This is a genomic window from Sphingopyxis sp. SE2 (assembly GCF_032227185.1).
Taxonomy (GTDB): Bacteria; Pseudomonadota; Alphaproteobacteria; order Sphingomonadales; family Sphingomonadaceae; genus Sphingopyxis.
The window spans coordinates 4,232,591-4,254,032 of the sequence record NZ_JAPMXW010000001.1 but is presented as its reverse complement, the minus strand read 5'-3'; the positions used below and the strand labels follow the sequence as shown (position 1 = coordinate 4,254,032).

15 protein-coding genes are annotated in these 21,442 nt (G+C 66.7%); 6 read left to right on the top strand and 9 right to left on the bottom strand.

Annotated features, from left to right (window positions below; translation table 11 throughout):
• Positions 1-121 precede the first annotated feature (121 nt).
• Together fdhD and OVY29_RS20175 are read left to right on the top strand one after the other, a co-directional pair.
• Positions 122-925, top strand: a complete 804-nt coding sequence (gene fdhD / locus OVY29_RS20180) for a formate dehydrogenase accessory sulfurtransferase FdhD (protein ID WP_037553608.1) — start codon at positions 122-124, stop codon at positions 923-925.
• Complete coding sequence (locus tag OVY29_RS20175) at positions 922-1,440, top strand: molybdenum cofactor guanylyltransferase (protein ID WP_037553609.1); 519 nt, start codon at positions 922-924, stop codon at positions 1,438-1,440. Before fdhD ends, OVY29_RS20175 begins: the two co-directional genes overlap by 4 nt.
• A gap of 141 nt (positions 1,441-1,581) precedes the next feature.
• Here OVY29_RS20175 and OVY29_RS20170 read toward each other — a convergent pair whose 3' ends face one another.
• Positions 1,582-3,852, bottom strand: coding sequence for an FdhF/YdeP family oxidoreductase (locus OVY29_RS20170; RefSeq protein WP_037553610.1), 2,271 nt, complete (start codon positions 3,850-3,852; stop codon positions 1,582-1,584).
• 30 nt (positions 3,853-3,882) lie between these two features.
• On the bottom strand, positions 3,883-5,526 hold the full coding sequence (locus OVY29_RS20165) for a carboxylesterase family protein (protein WP_313912002.1): 1,644 nt from the start codon (positions 5,524-5,526) through the stop codon (positions 3,883-3,885).
• 118 nt (positions 5,527-5,644) lie between these two features.
• Between OVY29_RS20165 and OVY29_RS20160 the strand changes: the two genes are divergently transcribed.
• Positions 5,645-6,934, top strand: a complete 1,290-nt coding sequence (locus tag OVY29_RS20160) for a hypothetical protein (RefSeq protein ID WP_313912001.1) — start codon at positions 5,645-5,647, stop codon at positions 6,932-6,934.
• 3 nt (positions 6,935-6,937) lie between these two features.
• Here the strand turns inward: OVY29_RS20160 and OVY29_RS20155 are convergent, their stop codons facing one another.
• The 7 genes from OVY29_RS20155 to pip all read right to left on the bottom strand — a co-directional run bounded on the left by OVY29_RS20155 (position 6,938) and on the right by pip (position 17,208).
• A complete protein-coding gene (locus OVY29_RS20155; protein ID WP_313912000.1) occupies positions 6,938-8,605 on the bottom strand; it encodes an MFS transporter in 1,668 nt (555 codons plus the stop codon).
• 72 nt (positions 8,606-8,677) lie between these two features.
• Positions 8,678-9,577, bottom strand: a complete 900-nt coding sequence (locus tag OVY29_RS20150; RefSeq protein WP_313911999.1) for an SDR family NAD(P)-dependent oxidoreductase — start codon at positions 9,575-9,577, stop codon at positions 8,678-8,680.
• A gap of 86 nt (positions 9,578-9,663) precedes the next feature.
• Positions 9,664-10,356, bottom strand: a complete 693-nt coding sequence (locus OVY29_RS20145) for a TetR/AcrR family transcriptional regulator (protein ID WP_313911998.1) — start codon at positions 10,354-10,356, stop codon at positions 9,664-9,666.
• Positions 10,357-10,409: 53 nt separating this feature from the next.
• The gene (locus OVY29_RS20140; protein WP_313911997.1) at positions 10,410-12,059 is read right to left on the bottom strand and encodes an AMP-binding protein; all 1,650 of its coding nucleotides are present in this window, start codon (positions 12,057-12,059) and stop codon (positions 10,410-10,412) included.
• Positions 11,996-13,630, bottom strand: a complete 1,635-nt coding sequence (locus OVY29_RS20135) for a carboxylesterase family protein (RefSeq protein ID WP_313911996.1) — start codon at positions 13,628-13,630, stop codon at positions 11,996-11,998. Before OVY29_RS20135 ends, OVY29_RS20140 begins: the two co-directional genes overlap by 64 nt.
• A 25-nt stretch (positions 13,631-13,655) precedes the next feature.
• On the bottom strand, positions 13,656-15,932 hold the full coding sequence (locus tag OVY29_RS20130; RefSeq protein WP_313911995.1) for a TonB-dependent receptor: 2,277 nt from the start codon (positions 15,930-15,932) through the stop codon (positions 13,656-13,658).
• A 184-nt stretch (positions 15,933-16,116) separates the two neighbouring features.
• Positions 16,117-17,208, bottom strand: coding sequence for a prolyl aminopeptidase (pip, locus tag OVY29_RS20125; protein WP_313911994.1), 1,092 nt, complete (start codon positions 17,206-17,208; stop codon positions 16,117-16,119).
• A gap of 229 nt (positions 17,209-17,437) precedes the next feature.
• On the opposite strand from pip, the gene OVY29_RS20120 reads away from it, so the two are divergent.
• The 3 genes from OVY29_RS20120 to OVY29_RS20110 all read left to right on the top strand — a co-directional run bounded on the left by OVY29_RS20120 (position 17,438) and on the right by OVY29_RS20110 (position 21,323).
• A complete protein-coding gene (locus OVY29_RS20120; protein WP_313911993.1) occupies positions 17,438-17,686 on the top strand; it encodes a hypothetical protein in 249 nt (82 codons plus the stop codon).
• The gene (locus tag OVY29_RS20115; RefSeq protein ID WP_313911992.1) at positions 17,686-19,002 is read left to right on the top strand and encodes a L,D-transpeptidase family protein; all 1,317 of its coding nucleotides are present in this window, start codon (positions 17,686-17,688) and stop codon (positions 19,000-19,002) included. The genes OVY29_RS20120 and OVY29_RS20115 overlap by 1 nt, the downstream gene beginning before the upstream one ends.
• 167 nt (positions 19,003-19,169) lie before the next feature.
• Entirely contained in the window at positions 19,170-21,323 is a 2,154-nt protein-coding gene (locus OVY29_RS20110) for a S9 family peptidase (protein ID WP_313911991.1), read from the top strand.
• Positions 21,324-21,442 lie beyond the last annotated feature (119 nt).

Sequence of the window (21,442 nt, the reverse complement as noted above, 5' to 3'; positions counted from 1 at the left end):
AACCACTCCGCGGTCGGTCCCCCTCCCCACGGCTTCGCCGCAGGGAGGATATTAATGACAGCTCCCCGCCCCGAAGCCGCCCGGTCGGGACAAGCCGATACCGATGGGCTATCGTGCATCCATGACCAACGATACAATCGACCTCCCCGTCCGCCGTCTCGGCCTTGCCGAACCCGGCGACGCCGAGCTGACGCGCAGTATTGCAACTGAGGCGCCGGTGTCGGTCGAGGTCGGCGGCATCGCCTATGCGGTGATGATGGCGACTCCCGCCGATCTGGAGGATTATGCGGTCGGCTTTGCGCTGGGCGAGGGGCTGATCGAGACGCCGAGCCAGATCGGTCGCGTCGATGTGCATGCGATCGAGGGCGGCCGGGCGCTGCGCATCTGGTTGCCGCCCGAGCGCAATGCCATCGCGCTAGACCGCGCGCGCAAGCGGGTGAGCGAGAGCAGTTGCGGGCTCTGCGGGATCGAGAATATCGAGGAGGTGCTGCGCCCCTTGCCTGCGGTCGCGGCGCGGATCAGGACCGACCGCCGCGCCATCGCGGCGGCGCTCGCGGCGCTCGGCGAACATCAGCCGCTCGGGCGCGCGACGGGTGCGGTGCATGCCGCGGCTTTCTGTTCGCCCGACGGCACGATCCGGCTCGTGCGCGAGGACGTCGGGCGGCACAATGCGCTCGACAAGCTGGTCGGCGCGCTGGCGCGCGCGGGCATCAATCCGGGGGCGGGCTTTTTCCTGCTGTCGGCGCGCTGCAGTTACGAGCTCGTCGAAAAGACGGTGCGCGCGGGGTGTCCGATGCTCGTGACCATCTCGGCGCCGACGAGCCTGGCGGCGGAGCGCGCGGCGGCGGCGGGGCTGACGCTCGTCGCGCTGGCGCGGCCGGATTCGGCGCTGGTGATCGGCGATCCGCACGGGATGATCGCATGAGAACGCTCGGCGCAGTGCTCGCGGGCGGGCGGTCGAGCCGCTTCGGGTCGGACAAGGCGTGCGCGATGCTGGCTGGGCGGACGCTGCTCGATCATGCGTCGGGGGCGCTTGCGCCGCACTGCGACGCGCTCGTCATCGTCGGCCGCGACGGCGGGATCGCCGACTGGCCACGCCCTGGCATGGGGCCGCTCGGCGCCTTTGCGGGCGCGCTCGGCCATGCGGCGGCCGGCGGGTTCGACCAGTTGCTGACCGTATCGGTCGACTGCGTGCGCCTGCCCCCCGATCTGCGCGCGCTGCTCGAACCCGCGCCCGCCTTTCTGGACAGCCAGCCGGTGATCGGACTGTGGCCGGTTTCGGCGCTGGAGACGCTGCGGGCAATGCTCGAGAGCGAAAGCGACCTGGCGGTGCGTGCCTTTGCCCGGCGGATCGGCGCGCGCGCGGTGACGTGCGATTTCGTGCCGCCCAATATCAACAGCCCCGCCGATCTGGACCGGCTGGCGGGTGAGAAGGGCTAAAGTAGGAGCGGGTTAGACTGAAATACCGCTTCCCTTGTCTCGTCATCCCGGCGAAGGCCGGGATCTCATCGTTGCGATATGACTCACCGGCGAGATCCCGGCCTTCGCCGGGATGACGATCAAGTCAAAAATGATCATGCTCTAGCGCGCCGCGACGACGCGCACGGGAACCGATTTTGCCGCCGGACAACCGCTGACCTTGTCGTAAAAGCCCAGCGGCATCAGCGGGTTGAGTTCGGGGTAATAGCCCGCGACCGACCCGCGCGACATCGGATAGTCGATGATCGTGAGCCCGTCGACGCGGCGCGCGATGCCATCGGTTCCGATCGTTTCGAGCGCAACCTTCGCGCCTGCCTCGAGTCCCCGATCTGCGATGTCGTCGGCGTTCATGAAGAGGATCATGCGGTCGTTATACACGCCGCGATAGCGGTCGTTGTAGCTGTAGATCGTCGTGTTGAACTGGTCGTGCGAACGCACCGTCGCGAGCCGCAACATGGCGGGATCGGCGACCGGCGCGTTGACGTCGAGCCCCGGCAGGACGAGAAAATTCGCCTTGCCGTCCCGCGTCACCCAGACGCGGCGGCGCGGCGGAATGTCGAGGTGAAACCCCATCGGCGCCTTGATGCGTTCCGAAAATCCTTCGTAGAGCGCGGGATAGACCTCGGCGATCTTGTCGCGGATCAGGCCGTAATCGTCGATATAACTGGCCCAATCGACCTTGCTCTCCGGCAATGTCGCCATCGCCATCCGGCAGACGATCTCGGTCTCGGGCAACAGATGCTCGCTCGCGGGGTCGAGCACGCCGCGCGAGGCGGTGACGTTCGACATCGAATCCTCGATCGTCACGAACTGCTCGCCCTTCGCGGTCTCGATGCGTTCGGAGCGCGCGACGACGGGCAAGATCAACGCATCCCTGCCGTGGACGAGGTGCCCACGGTTGAGCTTGGTCGCGATGCCGACGGTGAGGTCGAGCCCCCGCATCGCGGCATATGAGCGGTCGGTGTCGGGCACCGCGCGGACGAAATTGCCGCCGAGGCCGATGAAGACCTTTGCGGTGCCTGCCAGCATCGCCTCGACCGACTCGACCGCGTGGTGACCGTGCCCGCGCGGCGGCTCGAAACCGAAGACGTCGCGCACCCGGTCGAGATAGGCCTGAGCCGGTTTCTCGTCGATCCCGACGGTGCGGTCGCCCTGCACGTTCGAATGGCCGCGGATCGGCGAAATGCCCGCGCCGGGCTTACCGAAATTGCCCTTGAGCAAGAGCAGGTTGGCGATCTGCTGGACGAGCTCGGACCCCCGCTGATGCTGGGTCACGCCCATGCCGTAGCAGATGAGCGTCGCGTTCGAGGCGATATAGATTTCGGCGCAGCGGCGGATCTGTGCCTCGCCGATCCCCGCCGCGGCGACGAGGTCGGGCCAGCGCTGCGCCTCGATATCGGCCTTGAGTGCGTCGAAACCCGACGTATGTTCGGCGATGAAGGCGTGATCGAGCACCGGCTCGCCCGCCGCTTCGCGCTCGAACAGCACTTTCATCATGCCCTTGAGCAACGCGAGGTCGCCGCCGACCTTGATATGGACGAATTCGCTGCTGATCTCGGTCGAGCCGAAGGTCGCCATCTGGACGATGTCCTGCGGCTCGGTGAATTTGATCAGCGCGCGTTCGGGCATCGGGTTGACCGCGACGATCGGCACCCCGCGTTTTCGCGCCTCGACGAGCGGGGTCATCATGCGCGGCGCGTTGGTCCCGGCGTTATGCCCGATCAGGAAGATCGCCTCGGCATGTTCGAAGTCGCCCAGGATCACCGTGCCCTTGCCGACGCCGATCGACGGCGGCAGCCCGCGGCTCGTCGGTTCGTGGCACATGTTCGAACAGTCGGGAAAATTGTTCGTGCCATATTCGCGCACGAAGATCGAATAGAGAAAAGCGGTCTCGTTCGCGGTGCGGCCCGAGGTGTAGAATTCGGCCTGATCGGGGCTTTCGAGCGCGCGGAGATGGCCGCCGATGAGCGCGAAAGCGTCCTCCCAGCTTACGGGTACATAACGATCGGTCGCCGCGTCGTAACGCATCGGTTCGGTCAGCCGGCCCTGCATCTCGAGCCAATAATCCGACTGTTCCATCAACTCGGTGACGCTGTGCTGCGCGAAAAATTCGCGTGTCACACGGAATTTCGTCGCCTCGTGCGCGAGCGCCTTCGCACCATTTTCGCAGAATTCGAGCTTCTTGGTACAGCTCGCATCGGGGAAGGCGCAGCTCGGGCATTTGAACCCGCCGGGCTGGTTCATCGAGAGCAGCGCGCGCGACCCCTTGGTGACGACGCTCTGTTCGAGCAGAACCTTCGCGGTCGCCGCCGCGGCGCCCCAGCCGCCGGCGGGGCTGTCATAGGTTTTGTACCGGGGTTTCTGCTCGGCCATTGCGCGCCGATTAAAGCATAGCGGCGGGTGCTAATCCATGAGTCTTTGGTTCGGGAGGGGGCTCGTGTTGGTGAACCATTGCTCGCCGGCGCCGCGGCGGCGCTGCATGACCTCCTCCTGAAATTCGAACATGCCCGGCAGCATATCGCGCCCAGCTACCGGACGAGCGCCGAACCGCATGAAATTCTCCGCCTTGCCATAGGCGGGCCATGCCGGCGCACCGTCCGCCGAAGGGGCGCCGTGCGCGGCGAAGGCCGCCCAATAGCCGACCATCTGCCGCGCCAGCGCGCGATCCTCTTCGCCGGCCGGCATCGGCCAATTGGAGAGGCCGCCGAACGGACGTCCTGCAACGCCGAAAACGAAGGGCAACTCGCCGGCGTGAAAAGCGCAGAGAGACCGCGCACGCGCCGCGGCGTAGCAATGATCGAAAAGATAGAGATAGGCGGGCTGACCGGCGCGTGCCTGCTGCCGCACGAGCCGCTCGGTCGCCCAGCCATAGACGGCGTCGCGCGTCGCGGCGAGCAGACTCTCTTCGCGGTCCGACGCGGGATAGAGCCGCAGGAAAGCGGGCGCGAGATCGCCGAAGCGCCGCGCGATTTCGGCCTCGTAGGTCGCGGCATCGGCGGGAACCGGAGGGACCAGCGCACGCTGGCTGCGCACCTCGCCGCTGTTGAAGCCCGCGAGCACGGGCACTTTCGCTTGCTCCCCGCGGTCGAAAATATCGACGAGTTGACCGGGCACGACGGCGCCGTCGATCACCGGCTGCGCGACGAAGCGCGCACGCAGCCCGGCGGCGACAAGCGCCTTTGGATCGGCGCGGCGGAGCGCCGCGAGGTCGGTCACGCCCAGGCTGGCGACAAGCGCGGTTCCGGTCGCCTCGGCGGACGGCATGCCAAAGGCCGCATCGCGGAGATGCGGTACGGCGCGCATGTTCGTGCTCTGGACGATCGCTTTCGCGAACAACCCCTTCGCGCGCGGGCTGGCGAGCAGATAGGTGGCGCTGAGCGCGCCCGCGGACTCGCCCATCACGGTGACATTCGCCGGATCGCCGCCGAACGCGCCGATATTGCGCCGCACCCATTGCAGCGCCGCGATCTGGTCGAGCAGGCCGTAATTGCCCGATACGCCTTCGGGCGATTCGGCGCTGAGCGCGGAATGCGCGAGCCAGCCGAGGACGCCGAGCCGGTAATTGATCGACACGAAGACAATGCCGCGCCTCGCAAATTCGCCGCCGTCGTACATCGGGCTGGCGCTCGATCCGAATTGCAGCGCGCCGCCGTGGATCCAGACGATCACCGGCGCGCCGTCGGTGCTTTCGGGCGCCCAGACATTGAGCGTCAGGCAATCCTCGCGCATCGGACGCGGCGGCTCGAAATAGACGCTCGCGGCGGGATAGGAGGGCTGGACGCAGTCGGGACCGAAGGCCGGCGCTTCGCGAACACCCTCCCATTTTTCCGGAGGCGCGGGCGGGCGCCAGCGGCGTTCGCCGACCGGCGGCGCGGCATAGGGGATGCCGCGAAAGACGCGCAGCCCGTCCTCGCGGACGCCCGCGACGCGGCCCTCGGCGACGGTCGCGGCCGGCGCTTCGGCGGCGAAGGCTGCGCCGCCCCCAACGCCCGCAAGCAGGAAAAGGGTCAAGGCGAAATGCCGGCGCAATGCCGCAATATCCTTCATCAACATGGCTCCCCTCGGCGATGCTTGCCATCGTCCTGCACCCGACTTACGCTCACACGCGAGTGAATATCAAGCACGGACAGCGCGCGATCGATCGAATGGATGCGGGAGAGCCGAGATGACGAAACCCACGCGGCGCGGCTTTCTGGCCGGGGCGACGGCGTTGCCGATCGCGACGGCGGTGCATGTTGACGCAGCGACCGCGCCGAATGCGATCGCCGCCGACCTCTCGACCTATATCGGCTTCGGCAACAAGCAGTCGGGCGGTGCGGGCGACACCGCCTGCGGCCATTGGCTGGCGACCGAGCTCGACCGTGCGGGCTTCGCGGTCGAGAGACTGCCGATCTCCGTCCCTTGGTTCGAAGGAGAAGGCTGCGAAATCGTGGCGGGCGAAAGGCGCGCGCCGCTGCATCCGCAGCCAATCGTCACCCCGACCCCCAACGGAGGCGTATCCGGACCGCTCGTCCGCGTCGATGCGCATGGCCAGACCGACGCGCCGCTTGCGGGCGCGATCGCGATCGTCGACCTGCCCTATGGGCGCTGGTCGTCGGCGCTGCCGAAGCCGGTACGCGCGCCGGTCGATGCCGCCTTCGCGGGCGGCGCAAAGGCGGCGGTGATTATCACCAACGGCCCGACCGGACAGGTAATCGCGCTCAACGCCGACGGCCGCGCGCCGATGTTCGCGGGACCGGTCGGGCTGCTTGCCCCTGCCGAGGCCGCGCCCTTCCTTGCCGCCGCGATGCGGCGCGAGCCCGCGCGCGTGACGCTGGCGGGCCGCGGCGGGCGGCGCGCGGCGTTCAACGTCATCGGCCGGCTCGACCGCGGCAAGCGGCGCTGGCTCGTCGTCTCGACTCCGCGCTCGGGCTGGACCGTCTGCGGCGGCGAGCGCGGCGGCGGCGTTGCCGCATGGCTCGACCTCGCGCGCCGGGCGCCGGCGGCCTTCCCGGACCATGACATCGCTTTTCTGTGCAACAGCGGACATGAGTATGAAAATCTGGGCGCCGAAGAATCGCTGAAGGCCGTAGCGCCCAAACCCGCCGAAACGCATTTCTGGCTGCACCTCGGCGCCAATCTGGCGGCCCGCGACTGGCACGAGGGGCTGTTCGGCCTTGCACCGCTTCCCGGCACCGATTCGCAGCGCTATCTGGTGGTCAGCCCGCCGCTGCTACCCGCGGCGCGGCGGCTGTTCGCGGGCCTTGCGGGTCTCGAGGCGCCCTATGCCAGCGACCGGATTTCGGCCGGCGAACTGACCGCGATCATCAAGGCGGGCTATCCCTCGGTGGCCGGGCTGTTCGGGGTGCATCGCTTCCACCATGTCGAAGGCGACGACGCGCGCTGCGTCGATGCGGCGGCGGTCGCCGCAACGACGGCGGCGTTTAGGCAATTGCTCGTCACCGCCGCCGCCTGACTTCTACGCTTCGATGTCCCGCTTGAAGGTTTCGGGCAGGAAGAGGATACCGACCACCGCAGTGACCGCCGCGATCACCACAGCATACCATAGACCCTGATAGATATTGCCCGTCGCCGCGACCATCGCGAAGCCGATCGTCGGCATGAAACCGCCGATCCAGCCATTGCCGATATGATAGGGCAAGGACAGCGAGCTGTAGCGGATGCGCGCCGGAAACAGTTCGACGAGCAAGGCCGCGAGCGGGCCGTAGACCATCGTCGCGAGCAGGCCGAAGATGCAGAGGATCAGGATCACCTTCGTCTTGTTCACCTGCGCCGGATCGGCCTTGTCGGGATAGCCCGCGGCGTCGAGCGCGGCCTTGGCCTCGGCGCTAAAGGCGGCGACCGCCGCGGCGCGCGCCTCCTTGTCCAGCCCTGCGGGGTCGGGGACCGCGACCGCCCGGTCGCCGACCCGCACCGATGCGCGCGTTCCCGCCGGGGCCTCGACATTCGCATAGTTGATGCCGTTCCTGGCGAGATAGGATTTGGCGATGTCGCAGCTCGTGGTGTCGAAGCTGTTCTTGCCGATCGGATCGAACTGGAACGAACATTCGCCGCCATCGACGACCACGGCGACCGGCGCCCGCTCGATCGCCGCCGCCATCGCCGGGTTCGCCGCGACGACGAGCGCCTTGTAGAGCGGGAAATAGACAAAGACCGCGATGACGCAGGCGGTCATCATGATCGGCTTGCGCCCGATCTTGTCGCTGAGCCAGCCGAAGAAGACGAAGCTCGGGATGATGATCGTCAGCGCCGCGGCGACCAGGAAATTGGCGGTCGCGCCGTCGACCCGCGCGATGCGTTCGAGATAGAAGAGCGGATAGAGATGCGCGGCGAAGCCGATCACCGCCTGCCCCGCGACCGCGCCGAAGAGCGCGATCAGCACGATCTTCAGGTTGCGCCATTCGCCGAAGGCTTCCTTGAGCGGGGCCTTCGACGTTTCGCCCGCCGCCTTCATGCGCTGGAAGACCGGGCTCTCTTCGAGCTGGAGGCGGATCCACAGCGCGACCGACAGGAGGACGATCGAGAAGATGAAGGGCAGACGCCAGCCCCAGTCGTTGAACGTGTCGGCATCCATGAACAGCCGCAGCGACACGACGAAGGTCGAGGCGAGGATGAGCCCGATCATCGCCGTGGTCTGGATGAAGCTGGTATAGAAACCGCGCTTTCCGGGCGGTGCATGTTCGGCGATATAGACCGCCGCGCCGCCATATTCGCCGCCGATCGCCAGCCCCTGGAGCAGCCGCAGGATCATCAGGATGATCGGCGCCGCGACGCCGATCGTGTCGTAGCCGGGCAGGAAACCGACGGCAAAGGTCGACAGACCCATGATCGCCATGGTGACGAGAAAGGTGTTCTTGCGCCCGACGATATCGCCGACGCGCCCGAAGACGAGCGCGCCGAACGGCCGCACCGCGAAGCCCGCAGCAAAGGCCATCAGCGCGAGGATGAAGCCCGTCGTCTCGTTCACGCCCGAGAAGAAATGATGCGAGAGCGCGCTGGCGAGCAGCCCGTAGAGGTAGAAATCATACCATTCGAAAACCGTCCCGAGCGACGACGCGCCGATGACGAGCTTTTCGTTCTGTTTCTTGTCCCCGCCAGCCGGCAAGGCTTCCGCGTCGGTGGCCATCTTCCTTCTCCCATTTTAGCCCGACAGCGGCGGCGGACTCTGTGGCCCGTCCGCGCGCACCCCCGGGGAATTTCAGCGCGCGGCCGCCATCGTCGGCGCGGTGAAGCCCGCGCTCGCCAGCTCGCGTTCGGCCTGCGTGAAACCATAAGCCGGAACGATTTCGCCGCCGCGATCCACGACGCGGTCCCATTCGGCGGCGACGCGCTGCGCCGCGCCCTCGCCCTGCCCGACATAAAGGCCTTCGGTCAGCGTTACATGCGCTGCCGCGAAATGCCCCGCCCCGGCGCACAGGATCGCGCGCGTCGGCGCATCTTCACCCACGAGTGCAAGCAGGCCGGGGCTCACCGCCCCGGGCGCGAGCTGCGCCAGCGCGTCGGGTGCGAGCACGCCGTCGGTCATCGCCGTCGCCGCGGTCGGCGCGAGGCAGTTGACGCGAACATTGTATTTCCCGCCCTCGATCGCCAGCGTCTGCATCAGCCCGACGAGCGCCATCTTGGCCGCACCGTAATTGGCCTGCCCGAAATTGCCGTAGAGGCCCGACGAGGAGGTCGTCATCACGATGCGGCCGAAGCGGCGTTCGCGCATCTGGTCCCATACTGCCTTCGAACACACTGCAGCGCCCATCAGATGGACGTCGACGACGAGGCGGAAGTCGGCGAGATCCATCTTGGCGAAGCTCTTGTCGCGCAGGATGCCGGCGTTGTTGATCAATATATCGACGCCGCCCCACGCCATCGTCGCGGCATGGACCATCGCCGCGACCTCGGCCTCGTCGGTCACCGACGCAGCGACCGCCATCGCCCGGCCGCCGGCTTCGGCGATCTCCGCCGCGACGCGTTCGGCGGCATCGCCGTCGCGATCGTTGACCACGACGCGCGCACCGTGCCGCGCGAGCAGCAGCGCATGCGCGCGGCCGAGCCCGCTGCCGGCGCCCGTCACGATCGCCACCCTGTCCTTGAGTTCGTCCGTCATTCCGCTTTCCTCATCATAATAACTCACTTGTGAGTGAATATCATTCATCTCGCAGACTGGCTGGTGCGCGGGCGCCGCGAAGTCCTTTAGCCCCTGTCCTGTTTGCGCTGGTCGCAGATTTCCCGGAAACCCGCCGCCATGAAGCGCGCCATGCGCGTCTTGACCGCTTCATAATCGTCCGAGTGACACAGGCCGTGCGACAATTTGTCGATGCGTCCGGTGCGCGCGAGCGTCAGCATCAGTGCGCCGGTGACGAAATGATAGCCCCAGAAAATATCTTCCTCGGCCGCGTCGGGCAGCGCCTTTTTGAGTATCTCGATCAGGCGGAGCACGACGGGGTCGAAATATTTGTCCATGAACTCGGCGCCCTCGGGGCTGTTCGACGCCTGCGCGCCGAATGCGCCATAATTCTTCCAGCCTTCGCCGCCCTGAATATAGAGATCGAGGTCGGTGTCGAGGAAGGCATGCAGCGCGCCCTCGACCGTCGGCTTGCCGCCCGCCGCGCGGTCATAATCGTCGAGCGCCTGCATCCGCTTGTCGATCGTCACCACAGCGCGCCGCGCGAATACCGCGTCGAACAGCGTCCGCTTGTCGTCGAAATAATAGTTGAGCAGCGTGTGGTGGACCCCGACCTGTTTCGCGACATCCTTCAGCGTCACGCCGTGAAAGCCGTGCTTCGAAAACAGGAGTTCGGCGGTGTCGAGGATCTGCTCCATCATCTCGGCGCGCTGTTCCGCCTTCGACGGGCGCTTCACCGCACTCTTTGCCTTCGACGCCAAATTCCTGTCCTTCCGCACTTCATCCGCACTTGTCATACTGCGGCCCAACGGGCCTACACCTGTCCGTAATCGGCCCGCAATTGCATTTTGTCGATCTTGCCCGTGGGCGCGAGCGGCATCGCGTCGAGCCGCACGATCGCATCGGGAATCCACCAGGAAGCGACGCGTTCGCGCAGCGGCGCGAGCAGGTCCTCGTCGCTGACCGACGCGCCGTTGGTCTCGACCAGCAGGATCGGCCGCTCGCCCCATTTGGGATCGCTGCGCCCGATTACCGCCGCGAGCGACACCTGCGGCAGCGCGCCGACCAGCGCCTCGATCTCGGCGGGGTTGATCCATTCGCCGCCCGATTTGATCAGATCCTTCGACCGCCCGGTGATCGTCAGACTGCCGGCGCGGTCGAGCCGCGCGAGGTCGCCGGTGTCGAACCAGCCGTCGGCATCGGTCGCGGACCTATCCTGTCCGAAATAGCGTTCGACGACGCTCGGCCCCCGGACGCGCAAATGTCCTTCCACGCCGCGCTGTTCGGCGAGCGCGCGTCCCTCGGCATCGGTCAGCAAGAGGTCGATGCCGATCGCGGGCTTTCCCGACACGCCGGCGGTGCGATCCGGATCGCCCGGGACCGCCGCGGTGCCGAGCGGCGACAGCTCGGTCATGCCCCAACTCGTCTGCACCTCGGCGCCCAGCCGTCGCTCGATCCGCTCCATCAGCGCGGGCGGCATCGGCGCGCCACCGACGAGGATGCGCTCGAGCGTCGGCACCTCGCCCCCCTCGCGCTCGAGATGTTCGACCAGCCCCAGCCACACGGTTGGCACGCCGACCCCCGCGGTCACCCCCTCGCCGCGGATCAGCGCCGCCAGATGCGCGCCGTCGCTGTGGCGGCCCGGCAGCACGAGCTTGCCGCCCGCCGCGGGCACCGAAAAGGGCAGCCCCCAGGCATTGGCATGGAACATCGGCACTACCGCGAGCACCGCGTCGCGCGCACGCACGCCCATCACATCGGCCTGCAACTGCCGCATCGTATGGAGGTAACAGCCGCGATGGGTGTAGGTGACGCCCTTCGGCGCGCCGGTGGTGCCCGAAGTGAAGCAGAGCCCCGAGGGGCTGTTCTCGTCGAACTCGCCCCAGGCGACATCGGCCGGGGCGCCTGCGAGCATGGGTTCGAGCGCGCCGACGGCGACGCGGCCATCGGCCTCGCCCGCATCACTTTCCGTCGCGTCGAGCAGTAAGATCTGCCGCACGGTGCCGACATTGCGCGTCGCCGCCTCGGCGAGCGGCAGCAGGTCCGGGCTGACGAGCAATATCCCCGCTTCGGACTGCACCAGCATCGCGCCGATCTGCGCCGCGGTCAGCCGCGGGTTCAGCGTGTGGCACACGGCGCCCATGCCGATGATGCCGTACCAGCTTTCCAGATGCCCCTGTGTGTTCCACGCGAGCGTCGCGACACGATGCCCCGCCCGCACGCCCATCGCATGGAGCGCCCCCGACACCGCGCGCGCGCGCTCGTAAAGCGCGGCATAGCCGATCCGCGCGACGCTTCCATCCGCCCCGGCCGACACGGTTTCGGCATTGGGGTGCCATTTGGCGGCGTGGGAAAGGAATTTGTCGAGCGTCAGGCCATAGGATTGCATCGAACCGTCGATCATTGGCACCCCGCTGCTGTCGGCGGCAGCGGCGGCGAAATGACGCCGACGTTCCAGTTCCACGGAATGTCGCCCGCCGCGCGGCGACGGCACATCACCGCTTCGTGCAGCGCCGCGGTGCCGGGGAACAGGCGGTGCCCGGCTTTCGGCGCCTCGGCGATATGGAGGAAACCGGCGTCGTCGGAATAGTCGGGCCAGTCGGACTGGCCCTTCGCCTGCGGCCGGCCGCTGCGCGCGAAACTCGCCCAATAATCGCCCATCGCGCCGGCCAGCTTGCGCTCGGTCAGGTCGTCGGGGATTTTCGGCCACAGCGGCGGCGTCTTGCCCGCGGTGCCGAAAATATAGGGCAGCTCGGCGGCGTGAAAGGCGTGGAGATTCCACTGGGCCGTCGCCGGATAGCCATGGTCGAAATAATAGAGATAGGCGCCCTGCCCCAGCGCCGCCTGGTTCGAGACCAGCCGTTCGGAGGTCCAGCCGTACATCGCGTCGCGCGTCGCCGCGAGCATGCTTTCCTCGATCGTCTTCGCCGGATAGCGCGCGAGGAAAGCGTCCGCCAATTCGCCGTAACTGGCGCGGATCGCGGCTTCATAGGCGGCAGCATCGGCGGGCGGCTTTGGCAGCAGGAAGCGCAGCGAGCGGATTTCGCCCGCATTGAAGCCCGCGAGGATCGGCACCGGCGCCTGCTCATTGCGGTCGAAGCTGTCGACGAGCTGGCGCGGCACGATCTTGCCGTCGACGGCGGGGAAAGGGAAATAGCCCGTCGCCGGCGCCTTTTCGGCGATCTCCTTCGCGGGCATCGCGCGCAACGCCGCGAGGTCGGCGGCGCCGAGTTTCGCGGCGAGGTCGGCGCCCTGCGCCTCCGCCGGCACCATGCCGTTCAACTTGTCGCGCAGCCCCGGCGCCGACACCATATAGGCGCTCTGCGCGACCGCCTTGTGGAACAGGCCGCGCGCCGCGGGCGCGGTCATCAGATACATGACGCTGAGCGCGCCCGCCGACTCGCCCGCGATCGTCACATTGCCCGCGCTGCCGCCGAAGGCGCCGATGTTGCGCTTGACCCATTCGAGCGCCGCGACCTGGTCGAGCAGCCCATAATTGCCCGACACGCCCTCGACCGATTCGGCGCTGAGCTGCGGATGCGCGAGCCAGCCGAGCGCGCCGAGCCGGTAGTTGATCGACACGACGACGATACCGCGTTCGGCGAGCGCGCTGCCGTCATAGATCGGATCGCCGCCCGACCCGCCGGTTAGCGCGCCGCCATGGATCCACACGAATACGGGTGCGTCCTTCGCATCTTTGGGTGCCCAGATGTTGAGCGACAGGCAATCCTCGCTCATCGCCGGCAGGTCCCAGGCATAGATGCTGGGGCCGCGCGGCCCCGGCTGCATGCACGCCGCGCCGAAGCGCGTCGCGTCGCGGACGCCGTCCCAGCCCTCCGCCGGCTGCGGCGGCGCCCAGCGCAGCTTGCCGACCGGCGGCGCGGCATAGGGAATGCCCTTGAAGGCGCGGATATCCTTCGTCTCGCTGCCCTCGACCTTGCCCGCGGGCGCGTCGATCACCGGCCCCGCCGCCATGGCCGGCGCCGCACAGACGGCGGCGGCGACAACGGCGAGACGGGACAGGCGGCGGATCATCGGACCTTTCATCTCCTCGCGCCGATCAGAAGCGGTAGTTGGCGCGGACGCCGATGGTGCGCGGACGCATGCGGGCGTAACGGCCGTCGAGGAACGCCTCGGGATGGACATAGGTGACCTTGCTGTCGTCGAAGAGATTTTCGACATAGACGCCGAGGTCGATCGCCCCCAGTTTTGCCCCGGCATAGAGGTTCACGTTGGTCCACGCCTCGGTGAAGTCATAGGTCGGGGCGACGGCATTCGGATTGCCCGGCACATTGGGGAACTGGTTCGGGAAGGCCCCCGCGTGCGACACATTGACCGCGGCATAAGCGGTATCGGCACCGCCGATCGCGAAATCGTAGCGCAGCGTGCCCGACCCTTGGAAATGCGGCGAGGCAAGGCGCGTGCCGAGCTCGGCGCCCGAAATCGCGGCTTCGCCCGGGGTCAGGTCGGTCACCTTCGCGCGGTTGAACGAACCGTTGAGCGCGAGGCTCAACCCCTGCACCGGCCGCGCGATGAACTCGAATTCGAGGCCGTAGCTTTCGGCACCGCCGATATTCGTCGCGAACTGGATCGAGTCCGAAACGCGGTTCGCCTGAACCTGAATATCCTTCCAGTCGATATAATAGGCGGCGATATTGGCGACGAGATCGCCGCCGAGCCAGCGGCCCTTCAGCCCTAACTCATAATTGGTGACGCTGTCCGATTTCGCGCCGTCGGGGATGATCAGGTCGTCGGGATCGATCGCGCTGACCAGCCCGGCGCGCGCATTGACGACCGGGGTGCGAAAGCCCGTCGAGACGGTCGCATAGGTGGTCAGGCTGTCGACCGGCTTCCACGACACGCTCGCCTTCCACGACAGGCGGTCGTCCTTGACCTTCAGCCCTTCGGCATAGGCGATCGGCGTGACCGTGAGCGGGATGTTCTCCAGACCGAGGAAAGCGGCGGTCAGATAATTGCTGTTGTATCCGCCGCCACGGGTGAAGCTCTGCACTTCGGTGCTGCCGTAGCGCAGGCCGCCGGTGACCCAGAAACTGTCGCTGAAGCGCCCGGTCACCTCGCCGAAGCCTGCGATTTCCTTCTGGTCGGTATAGCTGTTGAAGCGCTGGTAATATTCGTCGGGCAGCCCGGTCAGACCATTCTCGGCCAGATATTCGAGGCTCGACCGATAAGCGAAATCAACGGTACGGCGCTTGTCGTAATAGAAAAAGCCCGCGACCCATTCGATCGGCCCGTCGTGGCGCGAGACAAGCCGCGTTTCCTGCACGAACAGGTCGTCATAGCCATAAGCGTCGAGCGCAAAGGGAAAGGCCTGTGCAAAGGTGCCCGCGAGGTCGACATAGAAGGAGGCGTCATAGTCCGACAGCGTCGTCGAGCTGATCAGCTCGGCGAAATCGAACTCGTAATTGATCGTCACATTATAATTGGTGAGCTTGCCCTGGAACAGGTCGGGACGGTCCGAGCGGCGCACGAACTTGCCGAGCAGCGGGTTGGTCAGCCCCGAATCGGCGGGCTTGCTGTTCTCGTACGACGCGAGCAGCTTCACCTTCATGCGGTCGGTCGGCTGGAGGAGCAGGATCGCGCGGCCGCCGAACGCCTCGAGGCTGTTCGAATCCTCGATCCCGGTGCCGATATTGTCGACCCAGCCGTCCTCGTTGCGATAATAGCCGGTGACGCGCAGCCCGATCTCGTCCTTCATGATCGGCAAATTGACCATCGCATTATAGCGCTGGCGCACCGAGCTCGACCCGGTGAGGCCGAGGTCGATACTCGCCGAGGCCTCGAAATCGTCGAGGTCGGGGCTCTTGGTGATGATCCGCATTGCACCCGCGAGCGAGTTCGACCCGAACAAGGTGCCCTGCGGCCCGCGCAGGAACTCGACGCGCTCGACGTCGTAGAGATTGGGATCGAGGATCGTCGAATTGCCGTTCGCCGAAATCGGCAGCTCGTCGACATAGATGGCGACCGCGCTCTGCAGGCCGGCCGAATAGCCGTTGGTGTTGATGCCGCGCGCGGTGAAATTGTTGAAATTCTGCGTCGGACGGTTGACGACGATGCCCGGCGTATTCTGGGCGATGCCCTCGAACCCGACGATGCCGAGATCGTCGAGTTCCTCCTGCCCGAACGCGGTGACGCTGAGCGGCACGTCCTGCAGGCGGGCGGTACGGCGGGTCGCGGTGACGATGATGTCGTTATCGCCCCTCTGCCGATCCGATGCCGCCGTATCGGCGGGCGGCGCCTCGACCCCTTGGGCCATGACGGCAACGGGCGACGCGAACAGCGCGGCCGCCGAGGCGGACGCAAAAAGCTGAGCCTTCATATCAAACTCTCCCTCCCGTCAGCGGTCATTGCCGCCGATCTGGGCCCAGCTTATCGGCAATATTCTCGCGCGAGTCAATATTCACTATCGCGTGTGTGAATAAAATGAGAGAGAGGAGGAAAGCCTTGCTACGGAGCGAAATTTGAGGAGGATTGCCGGGCGATTTGCCGGGTAGGCGGCTTTGTTACGCCCCCATCCGCGCCAGCCCGTCCATCACCGCGGTCAGGGCGAGCGCATTCTCGCGCTCCATCGCGCTATGCCCCGCATTGGTGACCACATAAGTGTAGGGTCCCCCGCCCGCTTCGCGCAGCGCCGCGACGAGCCGCGACGCCTGCGTCAGCGGGCACACCTCGTCAAAGCGGCCATGGACGATATGGATGGGGATGCCGGCGAGCGTGGCGATATTGTCGAAGAAATGCCCCGCGGGGAGGAACAGCGCGTTGGCGAAATAATGCGCCTCGATCTGCGCGAAGCAGAGCGCGAAATCGGCCTCGCCGAACTTGCCCGTGTCAGCCGTATCGGGGATCATGTTCGAAATCACGCCCTCCCACAAGGACCAGGTCAGCGCCGCCTTGAGCTGGCGTTCTTTCTCGGCCGGGGTCGCGGGGACCATGTCGAAGATCGCCTTGTAGGATTTCATCACGTCGCCGCGCTCTTCGGGCGTCAGCACCGACAGCAGTTCGGCCCACTCGCCAGGATATTTCATATAGGCGCCGGGTTCGGTGAGGGCATAGGGATCGTCGGCCCACGTCGCGGCATTGCCCTGATAGAGATAGAGCAGATCCTCGGGCGCCCCCAGAAAGATGCCGCGCAGGATCAGGCTTGCGCAATGCTCGGGATGCGCGATGGCATAGGCCATCGCAAGCGTGCTGCCCCAGCTGCCGCCGAAGACGTGCATCGGCCCCGCGATCTCCAGCTTGTCGCGCAATTTCTCGATGTCGCCGATCAGGTCGGCGGTGGTGTTTTTCGCGAGCGCCACAGCGGGTCCCGCCGAGGCGACATTGGGCTCGCTCTTGCCGCAGCCGCGCTGGTCGAACAGGATGACGCGATAGCGTTTCGGGTCGAAGAAGCGCGCCATGACAGGGGCGCAGGCGCCGCCGGGACCGCCGTGGAGGAACATCACCGGTTCGCCCGCGGGATTGCCATATTCCTCCCAATAAATGCGGTGCGCGGGATCGCGGTCGACCTCGAGCCAGCCGAAATTCAGGCAGGGCGGCTGCGGGTAGACCCAGTCCTCGCCGATCTTGCTCGTCGCCTGCAATCGCGAAAAATCCATGTCTTTCCCTTCACTTATGATCGGGCTGTATGGCCCGCTTAGCGATGCGCGCCGGCATGTCCACCGCGCGGGGCGAAACGCCGGGAACTTATGGCGCAGATCATCGTTCAAAAACCACCCCTGATCGCGGGATGGTCGGCGCATATTTGCTCGTCCGCATGACTCAAGTCCCGGGGTTGGGCGCTCGCGCCCGGAAAGCGATTCCGGCCGCATCAAAAGGAGTGGTCTCATGCGTTTCCAACCCGTCTTGATAAGCGCGCTAAGCGCGCTCGCACTCTCCGCCTGTTCGCAGCAGGAAGAAATCGCCGCGGCCCCGCCGCCTCCGCCGCCGGGCGCGGTCCCCGGGAGCATCGCCGCCGACCGCGACGGCGACGGCATCATCGACGGCTATTACACCGCCGACGGTATCTATCATCCGAACTACACCCCGCCGCCCCCGCCGCCGCCCGCCCCGACGCAGGTGGGAGAACGCGGCTGATGACGTCCGTTCGGGGGGCGCGGCGCCGCTGCGCTCCCCTGTTCCTGACCCTGCTGGCGCTCGGCGGGACGCTCGCGCCGCCCGCGCTCGCCGCCCCTGCCGCTCAAAGTGCCGTTCCCTTGCTCGCGAACGCAATTCGCGAAGAGGCCGGCGGCGACGTCAAACGCTTTTACGCCGCGCGCGGCTACCGGCCGTTGTGGGTCCGCGCGGGCAAGGTCGGGCCCGAAGCCGCGATGCTGCTCGGATATCTTTCGACCGCGCGCTTCGACGGCCTCAAGCCCGCGCCAGGCGATGTACGCGATCTCGAACAGGCGATCGCGCGCGCCCGCGACGGCGATCCGCGCGCTCTTGCGCGCGCCGAGGTCGAGCTGTCCACCGCCTTCGCACGCTATGTCCGCGACATGCGCCGCCCGGGCGATGCGAAGATGGAATATGCCGACAGATCGCTGAAGCCGAAGAAGGCCGATACCGAAACCATCCTCCGTGCCGCCGCCTTTCCCAAGGATTTTGGCGCCTATATGAAAAATATGGGCTGGATGAGCGAACATTATGTCCGCCTCCGCGGCCTGATGCGCCGCGCGCAGGGCGGCGGCGTGCCCGAGGAGGCGATGGACCGCCTCCGCCTCAACCTCGACCGCGCGCGCATCCTGCCGGGCCCCTACACGCATCATGTCGTCGTCGATGCCTCGTCGGGCCAGCTCTGGTATTATGGCGCGGGCAAGCGTGTGGGCATGATGAAGGTCGTCGTCGGCGCCCCCGAAACGCCGACGCCGATGCTCGCGGGCAAGCTGCAATGGGCGATCCTCAACCCCTATTGGAACGTTCCCGACTATCTCGCGCAAAAAAGCATCGCGCCCAAGATACTCGCGGGCCGCAGCCTCGCGTCGCTGCGCATGGAAGCGCTCTCCGACTGGGGGCCCAACCCGCGCAAGCTCGAACAATCGGAGATCGACTGGCCCGCGGTCGCCGCGGGCGACCGGCTGCTGCGCCTGCGTGAACTTCCGGGCGGCGCCAATTCGATGGGCAAGGTCAAATTCCTCTTCCCCAACGACGACGGCATCTATCTGCACGACACTCCCGACCGCGCGCTGCTCGGCAAGCCCGACCGCCATTTTTCGAACGGCTGCATCCGCCTCGAAAATGCGGCCAAGCTCGGCCAATGGCTGCTTCACCGCTCGATCAACACCAAGTCGAAGGCGCCCGAACAGGCGGTGCCGCTGCCGGTCGAGGTTCCCGTCTACCTCACCTATATCACCGCGATGGCGACCGAGCACGGCATCGCCTTCCGCAACGACGTTTACGGCCGGGACGGATAGTCTCCTTCCTTGAATCCGCTTCCGCCACCTCGGGCGTGATCCGGAATCCATTTCCAGACGTCGCGCGAATGGACCCGGATCAAGTCCGGGATGACGATGGGACAGGTAGTTGACCGTCCGGCGCGAAAGGGCCAGACCACCCCCAACCAAAAAAGGGGAAATATTTCATGCGCAAACTGGCATTGTTCGGGGCGAGCCTCCTCGCTCTTACCTCGCAGATCACGCTTGCGCAGGAGGAACAGCCGCCCGCCACGCCGCCCGCGGAAACCGCACCCGCCGAGACCCCCGCCGCCATGTCGGCCTCCGCCGTAGGGAGCGCCAGGATCGCCCCCAACCGCCGCTTCACCGGCGCCGACCTTTTCGACCTCGCGATCGCCGCAGATCCGCAGATCAGCCCCGACGGCCGCCACATCGCCTATGTCCGCCGCGCGAACGACATCATGACCGACCGCGCGGTCAGCTCGATCTGGCTGATCGACACCCGGACCGGTGCGGAAATGCCGGTCGCCGGCCGGCAGGGCGGCGCCTTTTCGCCGCGCTGGTCGCCCGACGGCAAACGCCTCGCCTTCGCCTCGACCGAGGGCGGCGGCGCGCAGCTCTGGGTGCGCTGGATGGACGGCGGCGAGACGGTACGCCTCACCGGTCTGCCCACCAGCCCGTCGAGCATCGCCTGGTCGCCCGACGGCCGCTCGATCGCCTATACGATGCTGGTCAAGGACGAAGGGCCGAAGTTCGGCAGCGCCCCCGCGAACAAGCCCGAGGGCGCGAAATGGGCCGAACCGCTCGAGATCCGCGACCTCCTCACCTATCGCGCCGATGGCGAGGGCTATGTCGAGCCGGGCTTCGAGAAGATTTTCCTCGTTCCCGCGACCGGCGGCGCGCCGCGCCAGCTCACTTTCGGGCCCTATCACGACGGCGGCCCGCTCAGTTGGTCGCGCGATGGCCGCACACTCTATTTCGCTGCCAACCGCCGCCCCGACTGGGAAAGCGATCCGGTCGAAAGCGAAATCTATGCGCTCGACGTGGCGAGCGGCGGGGTCAGCGCGCTTACCGACCGCAACGGTCCCGACGCGAGCCCGCTCGTTTCGCCCGACGGCGGCAAGATCGCTTACCTTGGCTTCGACGACAAATTGCGCGCTTATGAAAACACGCAGCTCTACGTCATGAACCGCGACGGCTCGGGCAAGCGCAGCCTGACCGCCGATTGGGACTATGGCATAGATGCGATCGAATGGGCCGGTGACGGCAAGTCGGTCTATGCGCAGTACGACGATCACGGCGAAACCAAGGTCGCGCGCATCGGGCTCGACGGAGGCGTACGCACTGCCGCTACCGGTTTGTCGGGCGGCGGGATGGACCGGCCGTACACCGGCGGCAGCTTCACCGTCTCCGACGGCGGCGCGATCGCCTTCACCGGCGGCACCGCGACCCGTCCGGCCGAGGTGCAGCTGACACGCGGCGGCGACGCGCGCATCCTCACCGACCTCAACCGCTCGCTGCGCGAAGTGAAATCGTTCGGCGAGGTCCGCAAGATCACCGTCGCCTCGAGCCACGACGGCAAGACGATCGAGGGCTGGCTGACCCTGCCGCCCGGCCATATCGAAGGGCAGCGCGTGCCGCTGATCCTCGAAATCCACGGCGGACCTTTCGCCGCCTATGGCCCGCATTTTTCGACCGACAACCAGCTTTATGCCGCCGCGGGCTATGCCGTGCTCTCGGCCAACCCGCGCGGCTCGACCAGCTATGGCGCGGCCTTCGCGAACGAGATCGACAAGGCCTATCCGGGCAATGATTATTTCGACCTGATCAGCATTGTCGACCGCGCGATCGAACTCGGCGTTGCCGACCCCAACGCGCTGTTCGTCACCGGCGGCTCGGGCGGCGGCGTGCTGACGAGTTGGATCGTCGGCAAGACCAACCGCTTCAAGGCCGCTGTCACGCAAAAACCGGTGATCAACTGGACGACGCAGACGCTCACCGCCGACGGGCCCGCCTTTTTCGGGCGCTATTGGCTCGGCGCGCAACCGTGGGAGAATCCCGAACTTTACTGGTCGCGTTCGCCGCTGTCGCTCGTCGGCAATGTCGAAACCCCGACAATGGTCGTCGTCGGCGCCGAGGATTACCGCACACCGGTCAGCGAATCCGAACAATATTACACCGCGCTCCGCCTCCGCGGCGTGCCCACCGCGCTGGTCAAGGTGCCCGGCGCCAGCCATGGCAGCATCGCCGCGCGCCCCTCGCAATCGGCCGCCAAGGCCTCGGCGATCCTCGCCTGGTTCGAAAAATACCGGAAGGGCTGGACGCGCCCGGCGGGGGAATAACCGGGTCATCGAGCAGGTTGGCTATGGGGTGGAAGCGGGCGTTTCTTTAACCGTCGCCCCTGCGAAGGCGGGCGCCGCTAGCGGCCTTACTCAGCAGCGTTGCGTAAACCAACAGCCCC